This is a genomic window from Changchengzhania lutea (assembly GCF_006974145.1).
In the GTDB taxonomy this organism is placed as follows: Bacteria; Bacteroidota; Bacteroidia; order Flavobacteriales; family Flavobacteriaceae; genus Changchengzhania; species Changchengzhania lutea.
Map to the genome: position 1 here is coordinate 3,686,700 of NZ_CP039456.1, position 21,303 is coordinate 3,708,002.

19 protein-coding genes are annotated in these 21,303 nt (G+C 37.0%); 16 read left to right on the forward strand and 3 right to left on the reverse strand.

The annotated features are described in order from the left end of the window. The first annotated feature begins 59 nt into the window (after positions 1 to 59). From FAF07_RS16585 to FAF07_RS16600, 4 genes are all read left to right on the forward strand, one after another. Positions 60 to 1,292, forward strand: a complete 1,233-nt coding sequence (locus FAF07_RS16585) for a site-specific integrase (RefSeq protein ID WP_142786167.1) — start codon at positions 60 to 62, stop codon at positions 1,290 to 1,292. Further along, positions 1,261 to 2,298 carry a tyrosine-type recombinase/integrase gene (locus FAF07_RS16590; protein WP_142786168.1) on the forward strand — a complete coding sequence of 346 codons (1,038 nt, stop codon included), beginning with the start codon at positions 1,261 to 1,263 and terminating at the stop codon, positions 2,296 to 2,298. The genes FAF07_RS16585 and FAF07_RS16590 overlap by 32 nt, the downstream gene beginning before the upstream one ends. Next, positions 2,282 to 3,313 (forward strand): tyrosine-type recombinase/integrase, encoded by a 1,032-nt coding sequence (locus tag FAF07_RS16595; protein WP_142786169.1) that lies wholly within the window; start codon positions 2,282 to 2,284, stop codon positions 3,311 to 3,313. The genes FAF07_RS16590 and FAF07_RS16595 overlap by 17 nt, the downstream gene beginning before the upstream one ends. 105 nt (positions 3,314 to 3,418) lie before the next feature. Then, complete coding sequence (locus FAF07_RS16600; protein WP_185956469.1) at positions 3,419 to 3,772, forward strand: hypothetical protein; 354 nt, start codon at positions 3,419 to 3,421, stop codon at positions 3,770 to 3,772. On the opposite strand, the gene FAF07_RS16605 is transcribed toward FAF07_RS16600, so the two are convergent. Continuing rightward, complete coding sequence (locus FAF07_RS16605; protein ID WP_246067728.1) at positions 3,773 to 4,183, reverse strand: 3D domain-containing protein; 411 nt, start codon at positions 4,181 to 4,183, stop codon at positions 3,773 to 3,775. It abuts the gene before it with no gap. An 85-nt stretch (positions 4,184 to 4,268) separates the two neighbouring features. Here FAF07_RS16605 and FAF07_RS16610 point away from each other — a divergent pair, with 85 nt between their 5' ends. Further along, positions 4,269 to 5,582, forward strand: coding sequence for a dipeptidase (locus tag FAF07_RS16610; RefSeq protein WP_142786171.1), 1,314 nt, complete (start codon positions 4,269 to 4,271; stop codon positions 5,580 to 5,582). Between the two features lie 319 nt (positions 5,583 to 5,901). Here the strand turns inward: FAF07_RS16610 and FAF07_RS16615 are convergent, their stop codons facing one another. After that, complete coding sequence (locus FAF07_RS16615; RefSeq protein WP_394344978.1) at positions 5,902 to 7,878, reverse strand: alpha-ketoacid dehydrogenase subunit alpha/beta; 1,977 nt, start codon at positions 7,876 to 7,878, stop codon at positions 5,902 to 5,904. A 157-nt stretch (positions 7,879 to 8,035) separates the two neighbouring features. Here FAF07_RS16615 and FAF07_RS16620 point away from each other — a divergent pair, with 157 nt between their 5' ends. From FAF07_RS16620 to FAF07_RS16645, 6 genes are all read left to right on the forward strand, one after another. Next, positions 8,036 to 8,986, forward strand: a complete 951-nt coding sequence (locus FAF07_RS16620; RefSeq protein ID WP_142786173.1) for an isopenicillin N synthase family dioxygenase — start codon at positions 8,036 to 8,038, stop codon at positions 8,984 to 8,986. A 6-nt stretch (positions 8,987 to 8,992) separates the two neighbouring features. Beyond that, entirely contained in the window at positions 8,993 to 9,319 is a 327-nt protein-coding gene (locus FAF07_RS16625; protein ID WP_142786174.1) for a translation initiation factor, read from the forward strand. A gap of 3 nt (positions 9,320 to 9,322) precedes the next feature. Then, positions 9,323 to 10,264 carry a DUF1835 domain-containing protein gene (locus tag FAF07_RS16630; RefSeq protein ID WP_142786175.1) on the forward strand — a complete coding sequence of 314 codons (942 nt, stop codon included), beginning with the start codon at positions 9,323 to 9,325 and terminating at the stop codon, positions 10,262 to 10,264. After that, positions 10,254 to 11,123, forward strand: a complete 870-nt coding sequence (locus tag FAF07_RS16635; protein ID WP_142786176.1) for a nucleoside phosphorylase — start codon at positions 10,254 to 10,256, stop codon at positions 11,121 to 11,123. The genes FAF07_RS16630 and FAF07_RS16635 overlap by 11 nt, the downstream gene beginning before the upstream one ends. A 15-nt stretch (positions 11,124 to 11,138) precedes the next feature. Continuing rightward, positions 11,139 to 11,993: a substrate-binding domain-containing protein gene (locus FAF07_RS16640; RefSeq protein WP_142786177.1), complete on the forward strand. Its 855-nt coding sequence runs from the start codon at positions 11,139 to 11,141 to the stop codon at positions 11,991 to 11,993. A gap of 601 nt (positions 11,994 to 12,594) precedes the next feature. Continuing rightward, positions 12,595 to 13,626, forward strand: a complete 1,032-nt coding sequence (locus FAF07_RS16645; protein WP_142786178.1) for a redoxin family protein — start codon at positions 12,595 to 12,597, stop codon at positions 13,624 to 13,626. 173 nt (positions 13,627 to 13,799) lie between these two features. On the opposite strand, the gene FAF07_RS16650 is transcribed toward FAF07_RS16645, so the two are convergent. Further along, complete coding sequence (locus FAF07_RS16650) at positions 13,800 to 15,353, reverse strand: NAD(P)H-hydrate dehydratase (RefSeq protein ID WP_142786179.1); 1,554 nt, start codon at positions 15,351 to 15,353, stop codon at positions 13,800 to 13,802. 337 nt (positions 15,354 to 15,690) lie between these two features. On the opposite strand from FAF07_RS16650, the gene thrA reads away from it, so the two are divergent. From thrA to FAF07_RS16670, 5 genes are all read left to right on the forward strand, one after another. After that, complete coding sequence (thrA, locus tag FAF07_RS16655) at positions 15,691 to 18,135, forward strand: bifunctional aspartate kinase/homoserine dehydrogenase I (RefSeq protein ID WP_142786180.1); 2,445 nt, start codon at positions 15,691 to 15,693, stop codon at positions 18,133 to 18,135. Between the two features lie 153 nt (positions 18,136 to 18,288). Beyond that, positions 18,289 to 19,212 (forward strand): homoserine kinase, encoded by a 924-nt coding sequence (locus FAF07_RS16660; protein ID WP_142786181.1) that lies wholly within the window; start codon positions 18,289 to 18,291, stop codon positions 19,210 to 19,212. A 166-nt stretch (positions 19,213 to 19,378) separates the two neighbouring features. Then, positions 19,379 to 20,671 (forward strand): threonine synthase, encoded by a 1,293-nt coding sequence (thrC, locus tag FAF07_RS16665; protein WP_142786182.1) that lies wholly within the window; start codon positions 19,379 to 19,381, stop codon positions 20,669 to 20,671. A 209-nt stretch (positions 20,672 to 20,880) separates the two neighbouring features. Continuing rightward, positions 20,881 to 21,021 carry a hypothetical protein gene (locus tag FAF07_RS18620; protein WP_185956470.1) on the forward strand — a complete coding sequence of 47 codons (141 nt, stop codon included), beginning with the start codon at positions 20,881 to 20,883 and terminating at the stop codon, positions 21,019 to 21,021. Beyond that, entirely contained in the window at positions 21,014 to 21,241 is a 228-nt protein-coding gene (locus FAF07_RS16670) for a TraR/DksA family transcriptional regulator (RefSeq protein WP_142786183.1), read from the forward strand. Before FAF07_RS18620 ends, FAF07_RS16670 begins: the two co-directional genes overlap by 8 nt. The last annotated feature ends 62 nt before the right edge of the window (positions 21,242 to 21,303 follow it).

Sequence of the window (21,303 nt, forward strand, 5' to 3'; positions counted from 1 at the left end):
TGATAATATTTGTTATTTCCAAATGAATGCAATGGTGCATTCCACTAAAAAAATAACAAATGGACACAGAAAATGAAATCAAATCCCTGATCAGGGATTGTGTAGCTTACCTCAGGAAGGAAGGCTATGGTGAGCCACGGATCAAAGACTACCATCGGTTGTGGCGTAATGGAATTGAGCAGTACATGGATAAAAACTTTTTGGCAAACTACCATGCTGGAATTGGCAAAAAATTTTTAAGCAGTATCCCGTCAATGAGCGACTCACATATGCGGGCAATCCGCCGCAGTGTGCACGTACTGGATGACTTTCTCTTTTATGGAAAAATCAGGAAAAGAAGTATACGCTACGTGCATCACGAGTTGCCAGGTAAACTAGGGGAAGTTGCCCTGGAGTTTATAGTATCCCAAGAAAGGCTCCGTCGCTGCAAACCTACTCTTAATAACCACCGTCGTATTTTGAGTTACTTTATTACCCATCTTACATTAAGGTCGATAGACCAAGTTTCAGCTATTGGTGAAGAGGATGTTCTTGCCTTCATATCATCAGTCCAGAATTGCAAGGACAGGTACCTAAGTACTATCCGACTATTCTGCCGGTTCTTGTATCAACATAAATACATTGACAGAAATGTGGAATACGTCATCGGAAGAAACAATTATCGGTTGCGTGAAAAACTGCCCTCAGTCTATAATGCCGATGAGATAAGACATATCGAAAATACGGTAGAGCAATCCAGTGCGGTGGGCAAACGTGATTATGCAATGCTCATTCTGGCCACACGGCTTGGCCTCCGCTCTTCGGACATAGCGGGGCTGACCTTTGGGAATTTGGATTGGGAACACAATCTCATATCCCTGGTGCAGTGCAAGACAAAGAAAATAATAGAGCTCCCGCTTTTGGCCGATGTGGGCGGAGCCATTATCAACTACCTGAAGTTTGGAAGACCAATATCCGATTTTCAGCAAGTGTTCCTGACTGCCATTGCCCCCTACCGCCCCGTGAACAGTATGGTCATCAGTGGAGCGGTAAGTAGAACAATAAAAGCATCTGGCGTTGACATCAAAGGCCGTAAGTTCGGCCCTCATGCCATGCGGCACACCTTGGCCAGTCAGCTATTACGTAATGGAACTTCGCTCCCGGTTATATCCGAAACACTCGGACACTCCGACACGCAGGCCACCATGAACTATTTACGCATAGATATAAACAGTCTTATGCAGTGCGCGCTTGATGTACCCCTGGTACCCATAAATTTTTATGAGCAGAAAGGAGGTGTTTTTTATGGATAGGCAACTTAAATATGAAAGCGTGTTTGCCCCCTATTTTGATAGCTTCCTGAAGATGAAGGATGCCATGGGGTATGGGCTTTACAAGTTCGAGCGTATCTTTTTAGATCTTGACAGGTTCTTCCTGAAATCCAGAGCCACAGCGACCTACATAAGCAGTGAACAGATTGCAGCTTGGAGGGCAACCCGGGTAAACGATAAACCCCGGACGCTGTATGACAAATACTCCGTCTTGTCGCAGTTCTGCAAGTATATGTGCCATCTTGGTCATGAATGCTACATCCCACGGCTTCCCAAGAGAAAGGAGCTGGACTTTATCCCCTATGTTTTTACTCATGAGCAGATGAAATGTATTTTCCGGGAATGTAATAGATTGTCCCTGTTCTGTGGCAATATGGACACAGCCCTTGTTGCCGTACCTGCCTTAATACGCTTCCTCTACAGTACAGGAACAAGGATCAGTGAAGCCCTATCTATTAAGAATAAGGATATCGATTACCAGAATCACTGGGTCATTATAAGAAAAACAAAAAACAAGTTGCAACGAATGATTCCAATAAACCCATCCCTGAAGGAAGTAATGAAGCAATACGAGGGATATAGGGATCGTATGCCGGTTGAAGGCCTGGCGGACAAGGAGCATTTTTTCTTTGTGAAAGCCAATGGAAAAGCGTTTACAAATAAGACTTCATACAGGTGGTTCAAAAAGGTGCTAAAACAGTGTGGGATACCACATATAGGGAAGCTGCAAGGGCCCCGTATACATGATATCCGGCATACTTGTGCGGTTCACTCCCTTGAAAAAATGGTGAAAAGTGGAATGGACACTTATTGTGCGCTCCCGATCCTATCTACTTTCCTGGGGCATAAGTCCATAAAAGGGACCGAAAAATATGTTAGGATGACACAGGATATTTATCCAGAAATCATCAAAATGGAAAACCCGATTACTTCCTTTGTGTTCCCCAACCAAATCAAAATAGACATCGATTATGGAAACAACCACTGATTTTGCAAAATACCTGACAAGGTTCTTCTCGGAATATCTTGTTGGTGAAAGGGGGGCAAGCTCCCATACGATAAGATCGTACAGTGAAACCTTTACCCTTGTACTCACCTATATGGATAAGGTCAGGGCTAAAGCAGCGGACAGGTTGACCCTCAACCATTTTAACAGGGAAACCGTCCTTGGCTTCCTTGACTGGCTAGAGAAAATCCGGAAATGCTCCCACTCGACCCGAAACCAGCGATTGGCCGCTTTGCATTCATTTTTTAGATATATGCAATATGAAGATGTCAAACGTCTTGAGCAATGGCAGGACATCCTGTCCATCAAAGTCAAGAAGCAGGGGAAAAGAAGTGCTGTTAATTGCCTGAGCGTTGAAGGCATCAAATTCTTGCTGGAACAAATACCGATCAACACCAAAGCAGGGCGGCGGAACTTAACGCTGCTGGCATTGCTTTATGATAGCGGGGCAAGGGTGCATGAACTCATAGACCTAACCCCGACATCCTTGCATTTGATCAAACCATATTATGTTACCCTTTTGGGAAAAGGCAGCAAAAAAAGAATCGTTCCGATGCAGAATGAACAGGTAAACCTGCTGATAGCTTATATAAAGGAAAATCGCCTTGATAATCTGGCATACAACCAACGCCCCTTGTTTGCTAACAATAGGGGCGAAAGGCTGACCAACTCAGGGGTGACCTATATCCTGAATATTTATGTTCAGAATGCCCGGGTACTGAGGCCTGATCTGATACCTGAAAAAATGAGCCCACATACGTTGCGTCACAGTAAGGCAATGCACCTTTTGCAATCCGGGATAAATCTGGTATACATACGTGATATCTTGGGACATGTATCCATCCAGACTACTGAAGTTTATGCTAGAGCTGATTCAAAACAAAAACGTGAGGCATTGGAAGCCGCTTACGTTAATATTATACCAGATCAAGTAAACGAAGCTATCTGGGAAAAGGACTCGAAACTTAGGGAATGGTTAAGGAATTTTAACAAATAATCAATATCGTTATCCAAAGCTGTTTTAAAAAGTAAACAAGTTAAAACACTGACTATCAAAGATGTTCATGATTGCACTTTGGATAACGATTTACTTTGGATAAAAATGATTATCACGAGTCGTGATAACCATTTAGTTACCATTGATGACCTTAAAAATATTGTCAAAGATTTTATTGATAATAATGGTGATAGTAGTTGTAACTATTGTAACGGATCAAAATCAGAAAAAGCATCAGATAATCCTAAAAAAGCAGTAATCTCATTGCAAAATGGTGAGCAAACCAGCTATAATACATTTATAGCAGTTCAAGACAAATTAACCACAGCATATTTTGAATTAAGGGCAACTTACAGTGTGAATGTATACGAAAAAACTTTTGAAGATTTAAATTCTGAACAATTGTCAGCACTCAAAAAAGCCTATCCTTTTATATTATCTGAAGCAGAAACCAAATAGTTAGTCGGTTTTCGCAATGCCATAATCTATACACACTTTTCTTCTGCCCCACGCTTTAGCCGCCTTAACATTGAGTCCCATATAGATATCAATGCGTTTGCGCCAACGGTAGTGCATTTTATCTTTTACAAAATAGACCCCATCAAAACCTTCAATTTTTACGGGCGTGTTGTATTTAAGTCCGCTTTTCAGCAAATCCCTAGACACCGCAATATACTTTAAACCAGGTCTAATACTATCGCCCCATGCCGTGATATGTGGATCTGAACTGGTTTGATATGCTAATGAGTTGTAAGCCGTTGCGGTCACGTGCATAGAATCCCAAATATATTGGTCTTCAAAAGTATCTTTTACTTCGTTTGAATCGCAGCCAAAAATCAAAAAAAATAAGGCTAATAGTTTAATCTTCATCACTTAAATATACAATATTTTTTAAGGGCTCTTGATTATTCGTTTTTGTATCTTCACAACAAATTCAACCAAACACCATCTAAAAATGAAGTATCGCTACCTTTCTGTATTTATTTTAATCAGCCTTTTTTCCTGTAAAGAAGATGTGAAAAAAAACAGTGAACCATCTATGATAAACAAAGATTCCATAGCCCTTATTAAAAAGGCCAAAGCCATTCATAAACGTGTTATTACTTTAGATACACATTGCGATATTGACGTACGCAATTTTACTGATACTTTAAATTATACACAAGATTTAGAGTCACAAATCACCTTACCTAAAATGGAAGCTGGCGGATTGGATGTGGCATGGTTTATAGTTTATACTGGGCAAGACGCCCTTAGTGATGCCGGCTATAAAAAGGCTTTGGATAATGCCATATCGAAGTTTGAAGCTATACACAGATTAGTCGAAGACATAGCACCAAATCAAATAGCATTGGCACTTACATCTAAGGATTTGAGGCGAATTCATGCTTCTGGTAAAAAGGTGGCCATGATTGGTATTGAAAACGGATATCCCATTGGAACAGATATCAATAACGTGGAAAAGTTTTATAATATGGGAGGTCGCTATATGTCCTTGGCGCACAATGGGCACAGTCAATTAAGTGATAGTAATACGGGTGAAGCGGACGGTGTTTGGTTGCACAATGGTTTAAGTGATTTGGGAAAAGACGTTATTAAAGAAATGAACCGATTGGGTATGATGATAGATGTTTCCCATCCATCTAAAGCAGCCATGAGGCAAATGATTGAATTGACTAAAGCGCCAATAATTGCTTCGCACTCTTCGGCAAGAGCCTTATGTAATCACAGTAGAAATTTAGATGATGAGCAATTACAATGGCTAAAAAACAATGGCGGCGTCGTGCAAACCGTTGCCTTTCAAGGTTATTTAAATACCGAAAAGTACAAGGCTAGAAATGATAAGCTCAAAGCTTATAGAAGCGAAGTTGCAGGTTCCATGGGTGTCACCTGGTATGAGTATGACGAACTCAAAACATTGAGCAATGATGAAAAGGAAGCCTTTTATAAAATAAGAAATGATATTACTACAATAGCTGATAAAAAAGCAATGCATTCTGGGAATTTACCGCCTGAAGTGAGCGTTACAGATTTTGTAGACCATATTGATTATTTAGTGGAAAAAATAGGCATTCAGCATGTAGGTATTAGTAGCGATTTTGATGGTGGTGGCGGAATTAAAGGATGGAATGATGCCTCTGAAACACTAAACGTTACTATAGAATTAGTGAAACGTGGTTATACTGAAGATGACATTAGCAAACTATGGAGCGGTAATTTACTCCGTGTTTTAGATGAGGTTCAAGCAGTAGCAGCAACACTAGATTAAATGAATTAAAACATTATTGTCCAAATTAAAGAATCAAGACCGCTTTGCTGTTAGAACCAAGAACAAAGACTTGATTGTAACTAATTGATAAACAGTAATCTTTAAATTCATAACTTTCTAAAAAATAAAATTTTTCAGTAATCGCAAAAAGCAAGCCCCTCTTTTTTATAAGCCTTGAAAACCCTGTGTTCACAAAGGTTTTCTTTAAATGAACTATTTTTAATCGGACAATAATGGAATTAAAATATCAATTCTGAATTAGTTTCATAATCTCATAAACTAAATTTCGGGAGTCTAAAAATAGAACGGCTGGATTTAACTAATATTCGAGCAGTGCTTTTAAATCGTGTTCAAATCTATTTTTGGGTAAATACTGGTCTTCAAGTTGTTTCGCAAAAGGAATTGGAGTTTCCATACTGGCAACACGTTTTACGGGAGCGTCTAAAAATTCAAAACAATTTTCCATGATTAAAGCCGAAATATCACTAGCAATACCGCCAAAAAGTGAGTCCTCGTGATAAACAATAGCTTTCCCCGTTTTTCTTACAGAAGCATAAATAGTTTCTACATCAAGTGGTTGTAATGTTCTTAAATCTATTAAATCGGCTTCAATAGCCGCATTAGCTTCCAAGGTTTCCAAAGCCCAATGAACGGCTGCTCCATATGTAATGATAGTCACTTGAGAACCTGTCCGCAACATAGCCGCTTCACCAAATGGTAAGGTATAATAATCTGTAGGAACCTCTTGGCGCATACTTCGGTACAAGGCTTTATGCTCAAAAAACAAAACGGGATTAGGGTCGTTAATAGCGGTGGCCAGTAAGCCCTTAGCATCGTAAGGAAATGCCGGATATACAACCTTTAGCCCTGGAGTTTTAGTAAACCAAGCTTCGTTGGTTTGCGAATGAAATGGTCCTGCAGCCACCCCACCCCCACAAGGCATTCTAAGCACCACATCGGCATGTTGATTCCATCGGTAAAATGATTTTGCCAAATAATTCACAACCGGATTAAATCCTGAAGTCACGAAATCTGCAAATTGCATTTCTACAACACTCTTCATACCGGCAATCGAAAGTCCCATTCCTGCTTCTACAATGGCCGATTCACAAATGGGCGTATTTCTAACACGGGCTTTTCCAAAGGCTTCAACAAATCCATCGGTTATTTTAAAAGCACCACCGTATTCTGCAATATCCTGGCCCATGATAACCAAATCATCATGTCGCTCCATACTTTGTTTTAGACCATCTGAAATGGCATCGATAAAACGTTGTTCTTTCTTTTCGGAATTAGGAGTTATCGCATGATATTCAAATGGTTTATAGACATCATTCAATTCAATATTCACATCTGCAATAACAAGGTCTTCATTGAAGGCGATATCTAAATGTTCATTAATTTCACTGATGATAGCTTGTTTTATGGAGACTTCCATTTCCTCTGATAATAGATTTTTATCCTTTAAAAAGGATTGGAAATTTATAACAGGATCCTTGGCTGCCCAAGTATCCATGAGCTCCTGTGGAACGTATTTTGTGCCACTAGCCTCTTCATGACCGCGCATTCTAAAAGTTTTAAACTCTAATAAAATGGGTCTGGGATTTTCTCTAACACTATCGGCAATGGCGCTCAATTTAGTATAAACTTCAACTATATTATTACCATCTATAATATGAGCCTCCATACCGTAGCCTAAAGCACGATCGGCAATGTCTTTGCAATTGTATTGTTCGGTAGTCGGCGTTGACAAACCATAACCATTATTTTCCACACAAAACAGCACGGGCAACTGCCATACCGAAGCCACATTTAAGGCCTCATGAAAATCGCCTTCGCTAGTCCCGCCTTCTCCTGTAAAAACAGCGGTGACTTTATTTTCGTTTCTTAATTTATGAGCTAAAGCAATACCATCGGCAACTCCTAATTGTGGCCCTAAATGGGAAATCATTCCGACAATAGAATAATCTTGAGTTCCAAAATGAAAAGATCGATCTCTACCCTTAGTGAATCCAGACGCTTTACCCTGCCATTGCCCAAATAATCTGTATAATGGAATCTCACGTGTTGTAAAAACGCCTAAATTTCTATGCATTGGTAAAATATACTCATCTGCTTGTAATGCCATGGTAACACCTACCGCAATAGCTTCTTGTCCAATACCAGAAAACCACTTGCTTATTTTTCCTTGACGCAATAGAATCAACATTTTTTCTTCAACCATTCTTGGCTTAAGCATGTTTTTGTACAATGTTAAAATCACGCTATCATCAAGATTATCAGTGTGATAATTCATATTCAAAGTGGCAGATTCCTTACTCATAAATTGGGTATATAACTTATTCAAATATACCATAAAATAGGAATAACACTAAAAAAGTTATGCAAATTTCATTCTCAAATTTTTGCAATCTTTTTGTACATTTGTAATACTTACATTAATTATTTTCCTAATGAATATTATACCATCAGTTGATTTAAAAGATTTTATTTCTGGCGACCCTGAGAAAAAACAACAATTTGTAGACGCGATTGGAAAGGCTTATGAAGAGATAGGGTTTGTAGCATTAAAAGGGCACTTCTTGGACGACGCTTTAGTGGACAATCTATATAAAGAAATAAAAAACTTTTTTAGTCTGCCAACGGAAACAAAACAGAAGTATGAAATCCCTGGAATTGGAGGTCAACGTGGTTATGTCTCTTTTGGCAAAGAAAGCGCTAAAGGTAAAAAAGAAGGCGATTTAAAAGAGTTTTGGCATTTTGGACAGTATGTTGAAGACAACCCAAAACTCGAAGCTGAATATCCAAATAATGTTGCTGTTGAAGAATTACCAGACTTTAATAAAATTGGTAAGGAAGCATATAGAATGCTTGAAAAAACGGCTAAATATGTATTGCGCGCCTTAGCGTTGCATTTGGATTTAGAAGAAACATATTTTGATGAATACATTTTAAATGGTAATTCGATATTAAGGCCCATTCACTACCCGCCTATTCAGGAAGAACCTAAAGAAGCTGTTCGTGCTGCGGCACATGGCGATATTAATTTAATAACCTTGCTTATGGGAGCTCAAGGTCGAGGTCTACAAGTGCAAAACCACAAAGGGGAATGGATTGATGCCATTGCTGAACCCGACGAGCTCATGATTAATGTGGGAGATATGCTATCAAGGCACACTAACAATAAATTAAAATCGACCATACACCGTGTTATTAACCCACCAAAAGAACTTCGGGGCACTTCTAGATATTCCATTCCATTCTTTATGCACCCCATTAGCGATATGAAATTAGATGTGTTAGAAGGGTGTATTGATGAAAATCACCCAAAGGAATTTGATGATATTACCGCTGGTGAGTTTTTAACAGAACGCCTTATAGAACTAGGTCTTATTAAAAAATAAGCGATCATGGACTTACAGGATCAGCTTAAAAATTTGTTTCCAGAACATGTTGAAGAACCCGTTGTAAATAAGGCGGCGCCCTCAGAGATATGGTTGCAAGACGAGCCTATACTTTGCAAATACGAAAAACGTAAAGGAAAGCCTATTACCATTTTAGAAGGTTATACTGGTGCCACCGAGGACTTTAAAGCATTAGCTAAAGAAATTAAAGTAAAGCTTAGTGTTGGAGGTAGCTTTAAGAATGAAAAAATCATCATTCAAGGCGATTATCGGGATCGAATTATGGTCATGTTGAAAGCCAAAGGGTTTAATGTAAAGCGCGTAGGAGGTTAATTTATGGATAAGCAAATACTGCATATTACCAATGGCGATAGCTTGACAAGCTGTTTAAGGGATTTAGACTTTCCAGGTGAAATCCTGACTTGGGAAGAAATGCTTTGTGAGGGGCCGACATTAGAATATATTTACACTAATAAATTTCTAGATCTTAGAAAATCCTTTTTCAGTAGCTATTATGATATTGAATTGGATGTCACGAAGATAAAGCAAGAAATAGATAAGCTCAATCATCCAGAACACTACTCAGAAATCGTTCTTTGGTTTGAATATGATTTATTTTGTCATATTAATATGGTAGCTGTTATCACTTTAATTCATCAAAAAAAAATAAAGCTACCTATCTCATTGGTTTGCAGCGGAAGAACTGTAGGAAGTAAAAACTTAAAAGGATTGTCAGATTTATCACAGGACCAACTTGAAAATCACTATAACAGCAAAGTGAGACTGACTGAAGACGATATCAGTTTAGCTAAAAATGTCTGGCGTATTTATTGTGGCATTGATCACAACCTCTTTAAACCATTAATAATGCAAAGCTCATCATTTAAATACTTGAGCAATTGCTTAAAAGCACACCTTGAACGCTTTCCAGATTCTAAGACGGGACTCAATATATTGGAAACAAATATTCTTAAAATAGTTAAAGATAGTGCTATCACATCTAGACATCATTTATTGGGCTACGCCCTAAACTATCAAGGTTATTATGGGTATGGCGATTTGCAATTATCAAGAATGATTGATAATTTGAGTGTGTTTTTTACCGAAACAGAGCAGAGCCTAACCTTGAACAGGAAAGGTCATGAGGCGCTCCTAGGGTTACATAATGTGTCTGCTGAATTTCATAATGATATGATTTTCGGTGGTGTCAAAAAGGTCGGTTTTCAATTCAGCAAAGAAAAAAATAAACTCATCAAATCTATATTAAATGCCTATTAAAGAATCAGAACTCATTTTAAATCCAGACGGTAGCATCTACCATCTAAATTTAAAACCAGAGCATATTGCCAATACTGTCATTTTTGTGGGTGATCAAGATCGTGTTGCTAAAGTGTCACGTCATTTTGATACCATAGAATTTGAAACACAAAAACGCGAATTTAAAACCCATACAGGAACTTACAAAGGGAAACGTATTACGGTTATTTCGACAGGTATTGGTCCTGACAATATCGATATTGTAATGACTGAGCTAGACGCTCTTGTTAATATCGATTTTGAAACCAGAACCATTAAGAAAAACTTGACTAGTCTTGATATTATAAGAATTGGCACTTCTGGATCACTGCAAAAGAATATCCCTGTAGACTCCTTTTTATTAAGCACTTATGGCCTAGATGTTAATGCGATGCTTCATGCCTATCAAATAGATACCATATGTAATAAGGCTATTGAAAATGCCTTTATAGATGCTACTAATTGGGATTCAAAAAAAGGAAGGCCTATTGTTATAAAAAACAGTTCAAATCTAGAACGGAAGTTTGAGAGTAATAAAACACACAAAGGCATAACCATAACGGCAGGTGGTTTTTATGGGCCTCAAGGTCGTGTCTTGCGCCTACCTTTACAAGATCCGCTTTTAAATAAAAAAATTGACAGTTTTAGTTATCAAGGGGAACGTATTACCAATTTAGAAATGGAAACATCTGCCATCTATGGTCTATCTAAACTCTTAGGTCATCAGGCTTTATCATTAAATGCTATTATTGCTAACCGAGCAACAGGCAATTTTAGTTCAGATCCAAAACAAACTGTGGAAAATTTGATTACATATACGCTAAATAAGATTGCAGACTAATACCGATTAAATGACATGAAGACAGTAAATATTGGTGGTGTTCCAGAACATTTTAATTTAGCATGGTACCTGACTTTAAAGAACCAAGAGTATAAAAACCAAGACATAAACCTGAGATGGCATGATTACCCAGGAGGTACGGGCGCGATGAATAAAGCACTTCGTAAGGGTGAAATTGATATGGCTGTAATTTTGACTGAAGGCATCATTAAGGATATTATAGATGGCAACCCTAGTAAAATCGTTCAAACATTCGTCCAAACCCCTTTAATTTGGGGTATCCATGTGGCTAACGATTCGCCCTATGAAACCATTAACGATTTAAAAGGAACTAAGGCCGCTATTAGCCGCTATGGCTCTGGATCTCATTTAATGGCCTATATTAATGCACAAAATAATGATTGGAATTTAGAAACCGATTTAGGTTTTGAAGTCATAAAAGATTTAGATGGCGCTGTCGAAGGCTTAACCAATGGAACTGCCGATTATTTTCTTTGGGAAAAATTCACAACAAAACCTTTGGTTGATGATGGTACGTTTAGGCGTATCGGTAATTGTCCATCCCCGTGGCCTTGTTTTGTTATCGCTGTAAGAGAAAATTTTATAGCAAATAATAAACCAGATTTAGAAACTATATTAGAAATTATTAATAACACAAGTTCCGAGTTTAAAGACATCCCTAGCATTGATAAAACCATTGCTAATCGCTATAAACAAGAATTAGATGACGTACAGGAATGGTTAGGCTTAACCGAATGGTCTCAAGAACTCATAGACAAACAAACTGTTATGGATACTCAAAAGCAACTACATGCTTTAAATATAATTCCTGAAATTACAGATTACGAATCGCTGACTTACAAATTATAAGATTTTTTTTGAATTTGGGTGTTTCAAAGCCGAAAACAGGAGAAGAACCGGATGTTAAAGATGCCGAACAAATCAAGATATTTAAGAAAATTGTAACCCGTTCATTAATTTGGTAATAGCAATACCAGTAGAAATTCATCTTAAATCATTCAATTTAAAAGAAGCCGAACCATCATTTTTTTAGTTTTTATAAATTGAAACCCGAACCATTCTTACTACTTGGCGTTCCGACAGTGGTCGGAATCAACGATTTTCAGAAATAATGAGCTAAGGACAAAGTAGAACAGTTCAATTAAGGATTGAATACGTAAACGTCTTTAAAAACTAAAATCAATTATGTATTGGCGAATGGTGCGCAGCAATTTCCTTATAAATCGTTTTGATCTTTTGGTTCTTTAGCATCAAGGCAAAAGAACAAAGGAAAGTAATCTTGTAACTGAAATTGAGTGTCAACTAGCGCTTAGTGGTTATTCTTTATCAATTTGATAAAGAAATTCAGCACGTAGGATTGTAACGAACGTTAATAATTCATAAAAAATTATGTGAAACTATAACAATTCTTTATTTTCGATAAAATTTATATTTAATTATATTTAAAATAATGAAGAAATTACTTTTTATACTATTAGCAATAAGCATTGTAGCTTGTAAAGAAGAACCAAAAGACTATGTTACTTTCTCGGGTAAAATCACAGATAAGAATAGTGATTCTGTAGTCGTGAGGAGCAGAAGCTACTCTAAAACTATTGAGGTCAACGAAGATGGTACTTTTAAAGATACCTTAAAAGTTGACGCTGGGGTTTATAATTTTTTTGATGGCAATGAAAGTTCCAACTTATATCTTAAAAACGGCTATGATATAGCGATGACTCTCGATACAAAGGAGTTTGATGAAACCATTACATATTCTGGTAACGGATCTGAGCATAGTAACTTTCTAGCTGAAAAAGCATTGTTGGAAGAAGATCTTTTGGATTTTGAAAAATTCCTGACATTAGATGAATCTGAAGTTGAACCTGCTATGGAAGATGTAAAAATCAAACTTGAAGAGTTTTATAATTCCAATAAAAATGTTGACACCTCTTTAACGAATAGTGCTCTTAAAAATCTTGAGCCTATGATGAATTATTATAAGAAGTCTGTCGCTGACAAAATTTATTTAGAAACAAAATTAGGAAAAGGCACCCCCTCACCCACTTTTGAAGCTTTTGAAAATTATGACGGAAGTACCACGTCGCTTTCAGATTTAAAAGGAAAATTTGTATATGTTGATGTTTGGGCAACATGGTGTGGTCCTTGCAAACGTGAAATTCCTTCTTTGAAAAAAGTAGAGGCTGATTATCATGGTAAAGACATTGCATTTGTAAGTCTTTCCATTGATGATGACAGATCTCACGGAGGTTCATGGGACAAGGCCAAGGAAGATTGGAAAGCCATGGTAGCCGATAAAGAATTAGGAGGCATTCAATTATTTGCACCTAAAGGTTGGCAAACAGATTTTGTTCGAGAGTACAAAATAAATGGCATACCTCGTTTTATTTTAATAGATCCGAATGGGCAAATTGTTAGTGCTGATGCACCAAGACCTTCAGATCCTAAATTAAAAGATTTATTTACTGAGCTAAAAATCTAAACAATTTTTTATCACAATATATTAAAGAAGATGTTGTCTAAAAAGTCCATTTTTAGCTTAAATGTCACATTGAGCGCAGTCGAAATGCTTTGGTTTTCAAAACATTAAACTTCGACTGCGCTCAGTTTGACAAGAGTTAATTAATTTTTAGACAGCATCTTAATTTCATACATCTATTTAACTTGTTTCTTTTCTTCTTCTATAGTTGGCTCCGGTTGTTTAAATAAGTCTAAATAAGCCTTACCTATATAATTGATGACATGACTTGCTATTAAGCTCTGGTACCCATAATCTTGAATGGCAATATCGGCAGATTTCCCATGTAAATACACACCAAAAATAGAGGCATTTAAAGCATTATGGCCTTGGGAAACTAATCCGCAAATGATACCAGTAAGCACATCGCCACTGCCCGCTGTGGCTAACCCAGGATTTCCTGTTGTATTTACATAAATTTTTTCGTTTCCTATGGTGATGCTGTTGGCACCTTTAATAACGATAATAATCTTATATTTTTTAGAAAGGGCTTTTACTTTTTTAATTTTCTCAAAATCGTCTTTCCAAGTACCAATCAACCGTTCTAATTCCTTAGGATGTGGTGTCAATATCGTGTTTTCAGGCAGTAATTTTAATAATGTTTTTTTTTTAGAAAGCATGTTTATGCCATCGGCATCTATAACTAAAGGTGTCTTTTTGTTCACTTTTAAAAAGGCTTCAAATGCACTTAATGTTTTTGGGCTTGTGCCAGCTCCCATCCCAAAGCCAATTACGGTTGGTTTGACTTCGAAATCTATTTTAGTGAGTAGTTCTTCATCCGTATCAGTAACTACCATAGCCTCTGGAAAAGACGATTGTAGTACCGTATAACCACATTTAGGAACAAATGCAGAAACCAGTCCTGCGCCAGCAGAAAGTGCCGCCTTGCTTGACAAAGTTACAGATCCAATTTTGCCATAACTGCCACCGATAATCATGGTATGTCCAAAACTACCTTTATGAGAGTATTTTTCACGAGGCACGTACATTTGTAGTACTTCATACTTCCCAATTAAGTGGACCTCCGTTTCGGTTTCTTTAAGAAATGCTGGATCGAGTCCAATATCCAAAACTTCCCATTGACCAATAAATTTTGCGGTTTCAGGTAAAAAAAACACCAACTTTGGCGCAACAAAACTCAGGGTGTAACCTGCCCAAACGACGTCGTTTTCATCAGTTGGTACCTGATCGGTTCGTAAACCTGAAGGAATATCGACCGACAAGGTAAACGCTTTTGAATTTTTAAAATGTTGAAATAATTGACCTAACCATTCATCTACTGGTCTGTTCAATCCAATCCCGAAAATACAATCCACAATAATAGCGTCTGGTGTTATTTCTGGAAAATCTTCCTTACAGTTTAAAAGGACGGGCCAATCTTTTGTGACATTTTTTACACGGTCATAATTGACTAAAAAATCTTTAGAACGCTTATCACTGCAATTCGCAATATATGTTTTCACATGATAGCCATATGTTATTAAATGCCTTGCTAAAACCAATCCATCACCACCATTATTGCCAATTCCACAAAACACGTGAATGGGCACTTGTGCGCCTTGCATACGTTGGTGGATCCATTCAAAAATCTGTGTTCCTGCGCGCTCCATTAAGTCTGTAGACGAAATATTCTGCCGCTCTACTGTAAGGTTGTCCCATTGATATATCTGTTCTTTAGAAAAAATTTTCATTTGTAAATTATTGATTTTTCAATTCTTAATATTTTAAACGCATTTTATGAACCAAAATTTAAGACTGAATAAGAATACTGTAAAAAAATTTGTTTTGTTTTTTTATTAGGTTAAAAGTAATACTTTTGAATAGTATTATTTAAATATACATGAATCATTTAAGCCAAAATTTGAATATCAGACTGCTCTTAACTTTAAGAGCCATAACTGCATTTTTTGGAACTACTACAATTATTAAGACCCCTTGGGGTTATTAGTTATATATTCTTCGGTTACGTTTGCAATAATTATATTGCACCATTTAAGTCTATTTTTTAATTATACAACGCATTAAAACATGAAGGTTCTAAAATTTGGAGGCACTTCGGTAGGGTCATCAAAAAATATACAAAAAGTTATCAATATTTTAGAAGACTATTCTAAAACACAACCCGTCATTTGTGTAGTTTCTGCCGTTGGAGGTGTGACAGATAAATTACTCTTAGCTGGAAAGCAAGCTCAAAATAAAGATAAGGGCTATAAAGATACGTTTGAAGCCATTTCAACAATTCATAGTACCATAATAACGGAATTAAATTCTAATAATAGTGATTCTATTAACCAAGAGGTAAATAAACACTTAGCGGCTTTAAAAAGCTTGTTAGATGGTATCTATCTCATCAATGAATTATCTCCCAAAACGTCGGATAAATTGGTCAGTTTTGGCGAGATTCTGTCCTCATTTATTATTGCGGAAACTATGATAAATCAAGGTCTATCAGCTCAAAGGAAAAATTCACAAGAGCTTATTGTAACGAACTCTAATTTCACCAAGGCGGAAGTTTATTATGATCTAACTAATAAAAATATAAAAGATTATTTTGAAACGGCATCACAACAAATCACCATACTTCCTGGGTTTATTTCAAAATCTAAACTGGGTGAACAAACAACCTTAGGACGTGGGGGTTCCGATTTTACGGCAGCCATCATTGCAGCAGCACTAAACGTAGAGCAACTGGAAATCTGGACAGACGTTAGCGGCATGTTTACAACAAACCCAAAATTAGTCAAACAAGCCTATCCTATTGATAAAATCTCATATCAAGAAGCTATGGAATTATCCCATTTTGGTGCCAAGGTCTTATATCCACCAACGGTACAACCTGTGTTGGATTTAAACATTCCAATTCATATTAAAAACACCTTAGATCCAGAAGCAGTTGGCACTGTAATCTCTAATGATAAAAGTCCATCTGCAACACCCGTAAAAGGCATTAGTAATATTGGAAATATTGCGCTTTTAACTTTAGAGGGAAGCGGCATGGTTGGAATTCCTGGGTTTTCCAAACGTTTATTTGAAACCTTATCACAAGAAAAAATTAATGTGATTTTAATAACACAGGCTTCGTCAGAGCATTCTATATGCTTAGGTATTGAAGATCGAGATTCCGAAAACGCTAAAACAGCTATTGATGCTACATTTGAAAACGAAATAGCATTACATAAGATAAATCCGATAATCGTTGAGACAAACTTATCTATTATTGCGCTGGTTGGTGATAACATGAAGAATCATCAGGGAATTAGCGGGAAAATGTTTAGTACATTAGGCAAAAACAATATCAATATAAGAGCCATAGCACAAGGCGCTTCAGAAAAAAACATATCAGCAGTTATTGACGAGAAAGATGTCAAAAAAGCACTGAATACCCTTCACGAACAATTTTTTGAAAGCAAGACCAAACAACTCAATATTTTTATCACGGGTGTTGGAAATGTAGGGGAGCGTCTTGTGGAGCAAATAAAACAGCAAAAGCATTTTTTAAAGGATAATTTAAAAATCAACCTGAGAGTTGTAGGGCTCTCAAATTCCAGAAGTATGGCTTTTAATGAGGATGGTATTGATCTTAAGACTTGGAAAGAAGCCCTTTTAAAAGGAGAAAAAGCAACCTTGCCTGGTTTCTTTGAACAAGTCAAAACCCTTAATTTGCGAAACAGTATTTTTGTCGATATTACCGCTAATAGAGATGTTGCTAATTTATACCCAGACTATTTGCGACAAAGTATTGGCGTGGTGGCTTGCAATAAAATTGCCTGTTCTAGTAATTATGACACCTATAGTTTATTAAAGAGACTCTCTTTAAAATACAATGCGCCTTTTTTGTTTGAAACCAATGTAGGTGCAGGGTTGCCTATTATTGACACGCTCAATAATTTAATCGCTTCTGGCGATAAGGTAACCTCTATTGAAGCGGTGTTATCCGGGAGTCTAAATTTTGTTTTTAACAATTTTGATGCGCATACTAAATTTCATGATGTCGTTAAACAGGCGCAAGCAGAAGGTTATACCGAACCTGATCCAAGAATAGATTTGAGCGGCGTTGATGTGGCTAGAAAAATTCTGATATTGGCTCGTGAAAGCGGTGTTAAAATGAATTTAGAAGATATCGATAATGACTCTTTTTTAACTGAATCTAATTTAAAGAGTGATACGGTTGATGATTTTTATAAAACCTTAATTGATGATGAAGCTCATTTTCAAAACTTATATGCTTCAGCAAACGCCAAGGATTGTCAGTTAAAATATGTAGCGCAATATCATAATGGAAAAGCCAGTGTAGGCTTAAAGGAGATTCCGCAAGGCCACCCTTTTTACAATCTAGAAGGCAAGGACAATATTGTTATGTTCTATACCCAACGTTACCCAGAGCAACCCATGATTATTAAAGGTGCTGGAGCAGGTGCCGATGTGACGGCTTCAGGACTTTTCGCAGATATTATAAGAATTGGAAATGATTGATTCAGTATTTAGTAAACAGTCGCAGTGACAGTCTTTAGTTGGCAGTCGCTTATATGAGGTCATTAGTAGGAGAGAAACGAATGACGTGGCAATCTTTTCAAAACAAACAGATTGCCAAGTCGTACCTCCTCGCAACGACGGAAAAACTATCAAATGAAAAACGAAATAAAAATATTTTCACCTGCAACCGTAGCCAATGTCGCTTGTGGTTTTGATGTTTTAGGCTTTTGCTTAGATACTATTGGTGATGAAATGGTCATTAGGAAAACTTCTAAAAAAGGTATTTATATTACCAAAATAAAAGGCTTTGATTTGCCCTATGAAGCCGAACTTAATGTTGCTGGCGTTTCGGCATTAGCCATGTATGACACGCTCGATATAGATTTTGGTTTTGAAATAGAAATTTATAAACACATAAAACCAGGAAGTGGCATAGGTAGTAGTGCTGCTAGTGCTGTAGGCAGTGTTTTTGGTATGAATGAATTGTTGGGAAAACCATTCAATAAAACCCAATTGACTGAATTTGCCATTAAAGGCGAAGCCGTGGCGAGTAAATGCGAGCATGCCGATAATTTGGCACCCGCCATTTTTGGTGGTTTTACCTTAGTGAAAAGCGTGTCTCCTTTAGACATATTAGAAATTCCAACACCAATGGATTTGTATACCACAATCATTCATCCGCAGATAGAAATCAAAACCTCGGAATCAAGGGCGCTTTTACCAAAAGATGTTCCGTTACGTGACGCTATTACCCAATGGGCCAATTTTGGAAGTCTGATCCATGCCTTGCACATGAGTGATTATGAACTCATAAAAAAATCAATACGTGACGTCATCATTGAACCTCAAAGAAGCAAGCTCATTCCCAAGTTTGATGAAGTGAAATCTGCTGCAATAAAAGCAGGCGCTTTAGGCTGTTCTATCTCAGGATCGGGTCCTTCAATTTTTAGTTTAAGTAAAGGTTTAGAAACAGCAAATAAAGTCAAAGACGCTATGCAAAGTGTCTATTCAAAATTAGGAATTGAATTTGACATACATGTGTCCAAGATTAATGTGGACGGTATCAAAATATTATAATAGAGCGTCACTGTGAGGCGTTATTACCACGTGGCAATCTTTTAAATGGAAGTTAATCATCAACAGATTGCCAAATCACGGAAAAAACGTGATTCGCAATAACGAATAGATTAAAATTAAGAATTAATAATAAACAGATTCCTGCCTTCGCAGGGATAACAGAAAAATGAATTACTATAGTTTAAATAAAAAAGCCCCAAACGCTTCCTTTAAAGAGGCTGTTGTAAAAGGATTGGCACCAGACAAAGGCTTGTACTTTCCAGAGCAGATTACGCCACTATCACCAAGTTTCTTTGATAATATAGATCGTTTATCATATACAGAAATAGCTTTTGAGGCCATTAAGCAATTTGTTTCTCCAGACATTCCTGAGCCGATTTTAAAAACGATTATAGAAGATACTTTATCTTTTGATTTTCCAATAGTGAAGCTAAATGAAAATATTTCAACATTAGAGTTGTTTCATGGACCCACCATGGCCTTCAAAGATGTTGGGGCACGTTTTATGGCCCGTTGTTTGGGCTATTTTAATAAAGATAATAATGAACAGGTCACTGTTTTGGTTGCCACTTCTGGTGACACTGGTGGCGCTGTGGCCAATGGCTTTTTGGGAGTCAAAGGCGTGAATGTAGTCATCCTCTACCCTAGCGGAAAAGTGAGTGATATCCAAGAAAAACAGCTGACCACACTTGGGCGAAATATTACAGCGCTAGAAGTTCATGGGAACTTTGATGATTGCCAAGCGATGGTGAAAACGGCATTTTTAGATGAGCAATTAACAAGCAACATGCAGCTCACATCTGCGAATTCCATCAATGTAGCCCGTTGGTTGCCACAGCTGTTCTACTTTATATTTGCTTATAAGCAATTGCACCATACATACAATGATATTGTCTTTTCGGTACCCAGCGGTAATTTCGGAAATGTCTGTGCAGGAATGATGGCGCAAGCATTAGGTTTACCAATCGCACACTTTATAGCGTCCAATAATACCAATAATGTGGTCACCCGCTACTTACAAACACAGCATTACAAACCGAAACCCTCTGTGCAAACCATAAGCAATGCGATGGATGTCGGCGAACCAAGCAACTTTATTCGCGTTCAGGAAATTTATAAAAACACGTTTAGCGATTTAAAAGACAACTTGTCTTCTTATAGTTTTACAGATGATGAGACTAAAGCAGCTATGTTAGAAATTTATAATGATTTCAATTATGTGGCAGATCCGCATGGTGCTGTTGGGTATTTAGGTTGTAAAGCCTATTTAAAAGAAAACCCGAAAGCGCATTGCGTGTTTTTAGAAACAGCGCACCCTACTAAATTTTTAGGCGTTGTTGAAGAGGTTATCAATAAAAAACAACCTTTACCAGTGCAAATACAATCGGTGATGGGAAAGGAAAAAGAGTCTATTATTATTTCAACCTATGACGAACTGAAAGGGTTTTTGTTGAAATAATGCTATTATTTATGAGAAGAAAGACATCTCAAAAAAAGAAACTTGATGCACTTGATTATAATCTATATCTTTGATTATGAACTGAAAAAGTCATATTTCGGAAAAATTCTTTAAAAAACCGAATAAAAGTTTGTTTCTTACTGGGCTCATTTAAACTTTTAAGTTAATCTTATACAAACACATTACTTACTCTAAACAAATAAAATAAAATGTCGAATAACCCTATACAATACAGTCCGCAAAAGCTTGAAAAATTCAAAACTCTTATAGAAGATGAATTAAAAATTACCAAGGAAGAGCTCGCCAAATTTCAAGATGACCGAAAAGATCAAAAAACAACGCTTGGCTGATACCAACGTGGACTTTAATCAAAGTAGTAAACATTTTCAACAACAAGCTAAAAACAAACAACTTATTAATCGTCTCCAACGCAAGTCAAGAGAGCTCCAAGCGGCTTTAAAGCGCATCCAGAACAAAACTTATGGCGTTTGCGATAGAACCGGTCAACTTATTCGAGAAGAAAGACTGATGGCTAGGTCTATTGCAAGATTCGATATTCTGCCAAAATAATTCTAGTCTATAATAACATTTGATTGTACTTGGAAAATCCTACGGGGTTTCCTTGATTCTAC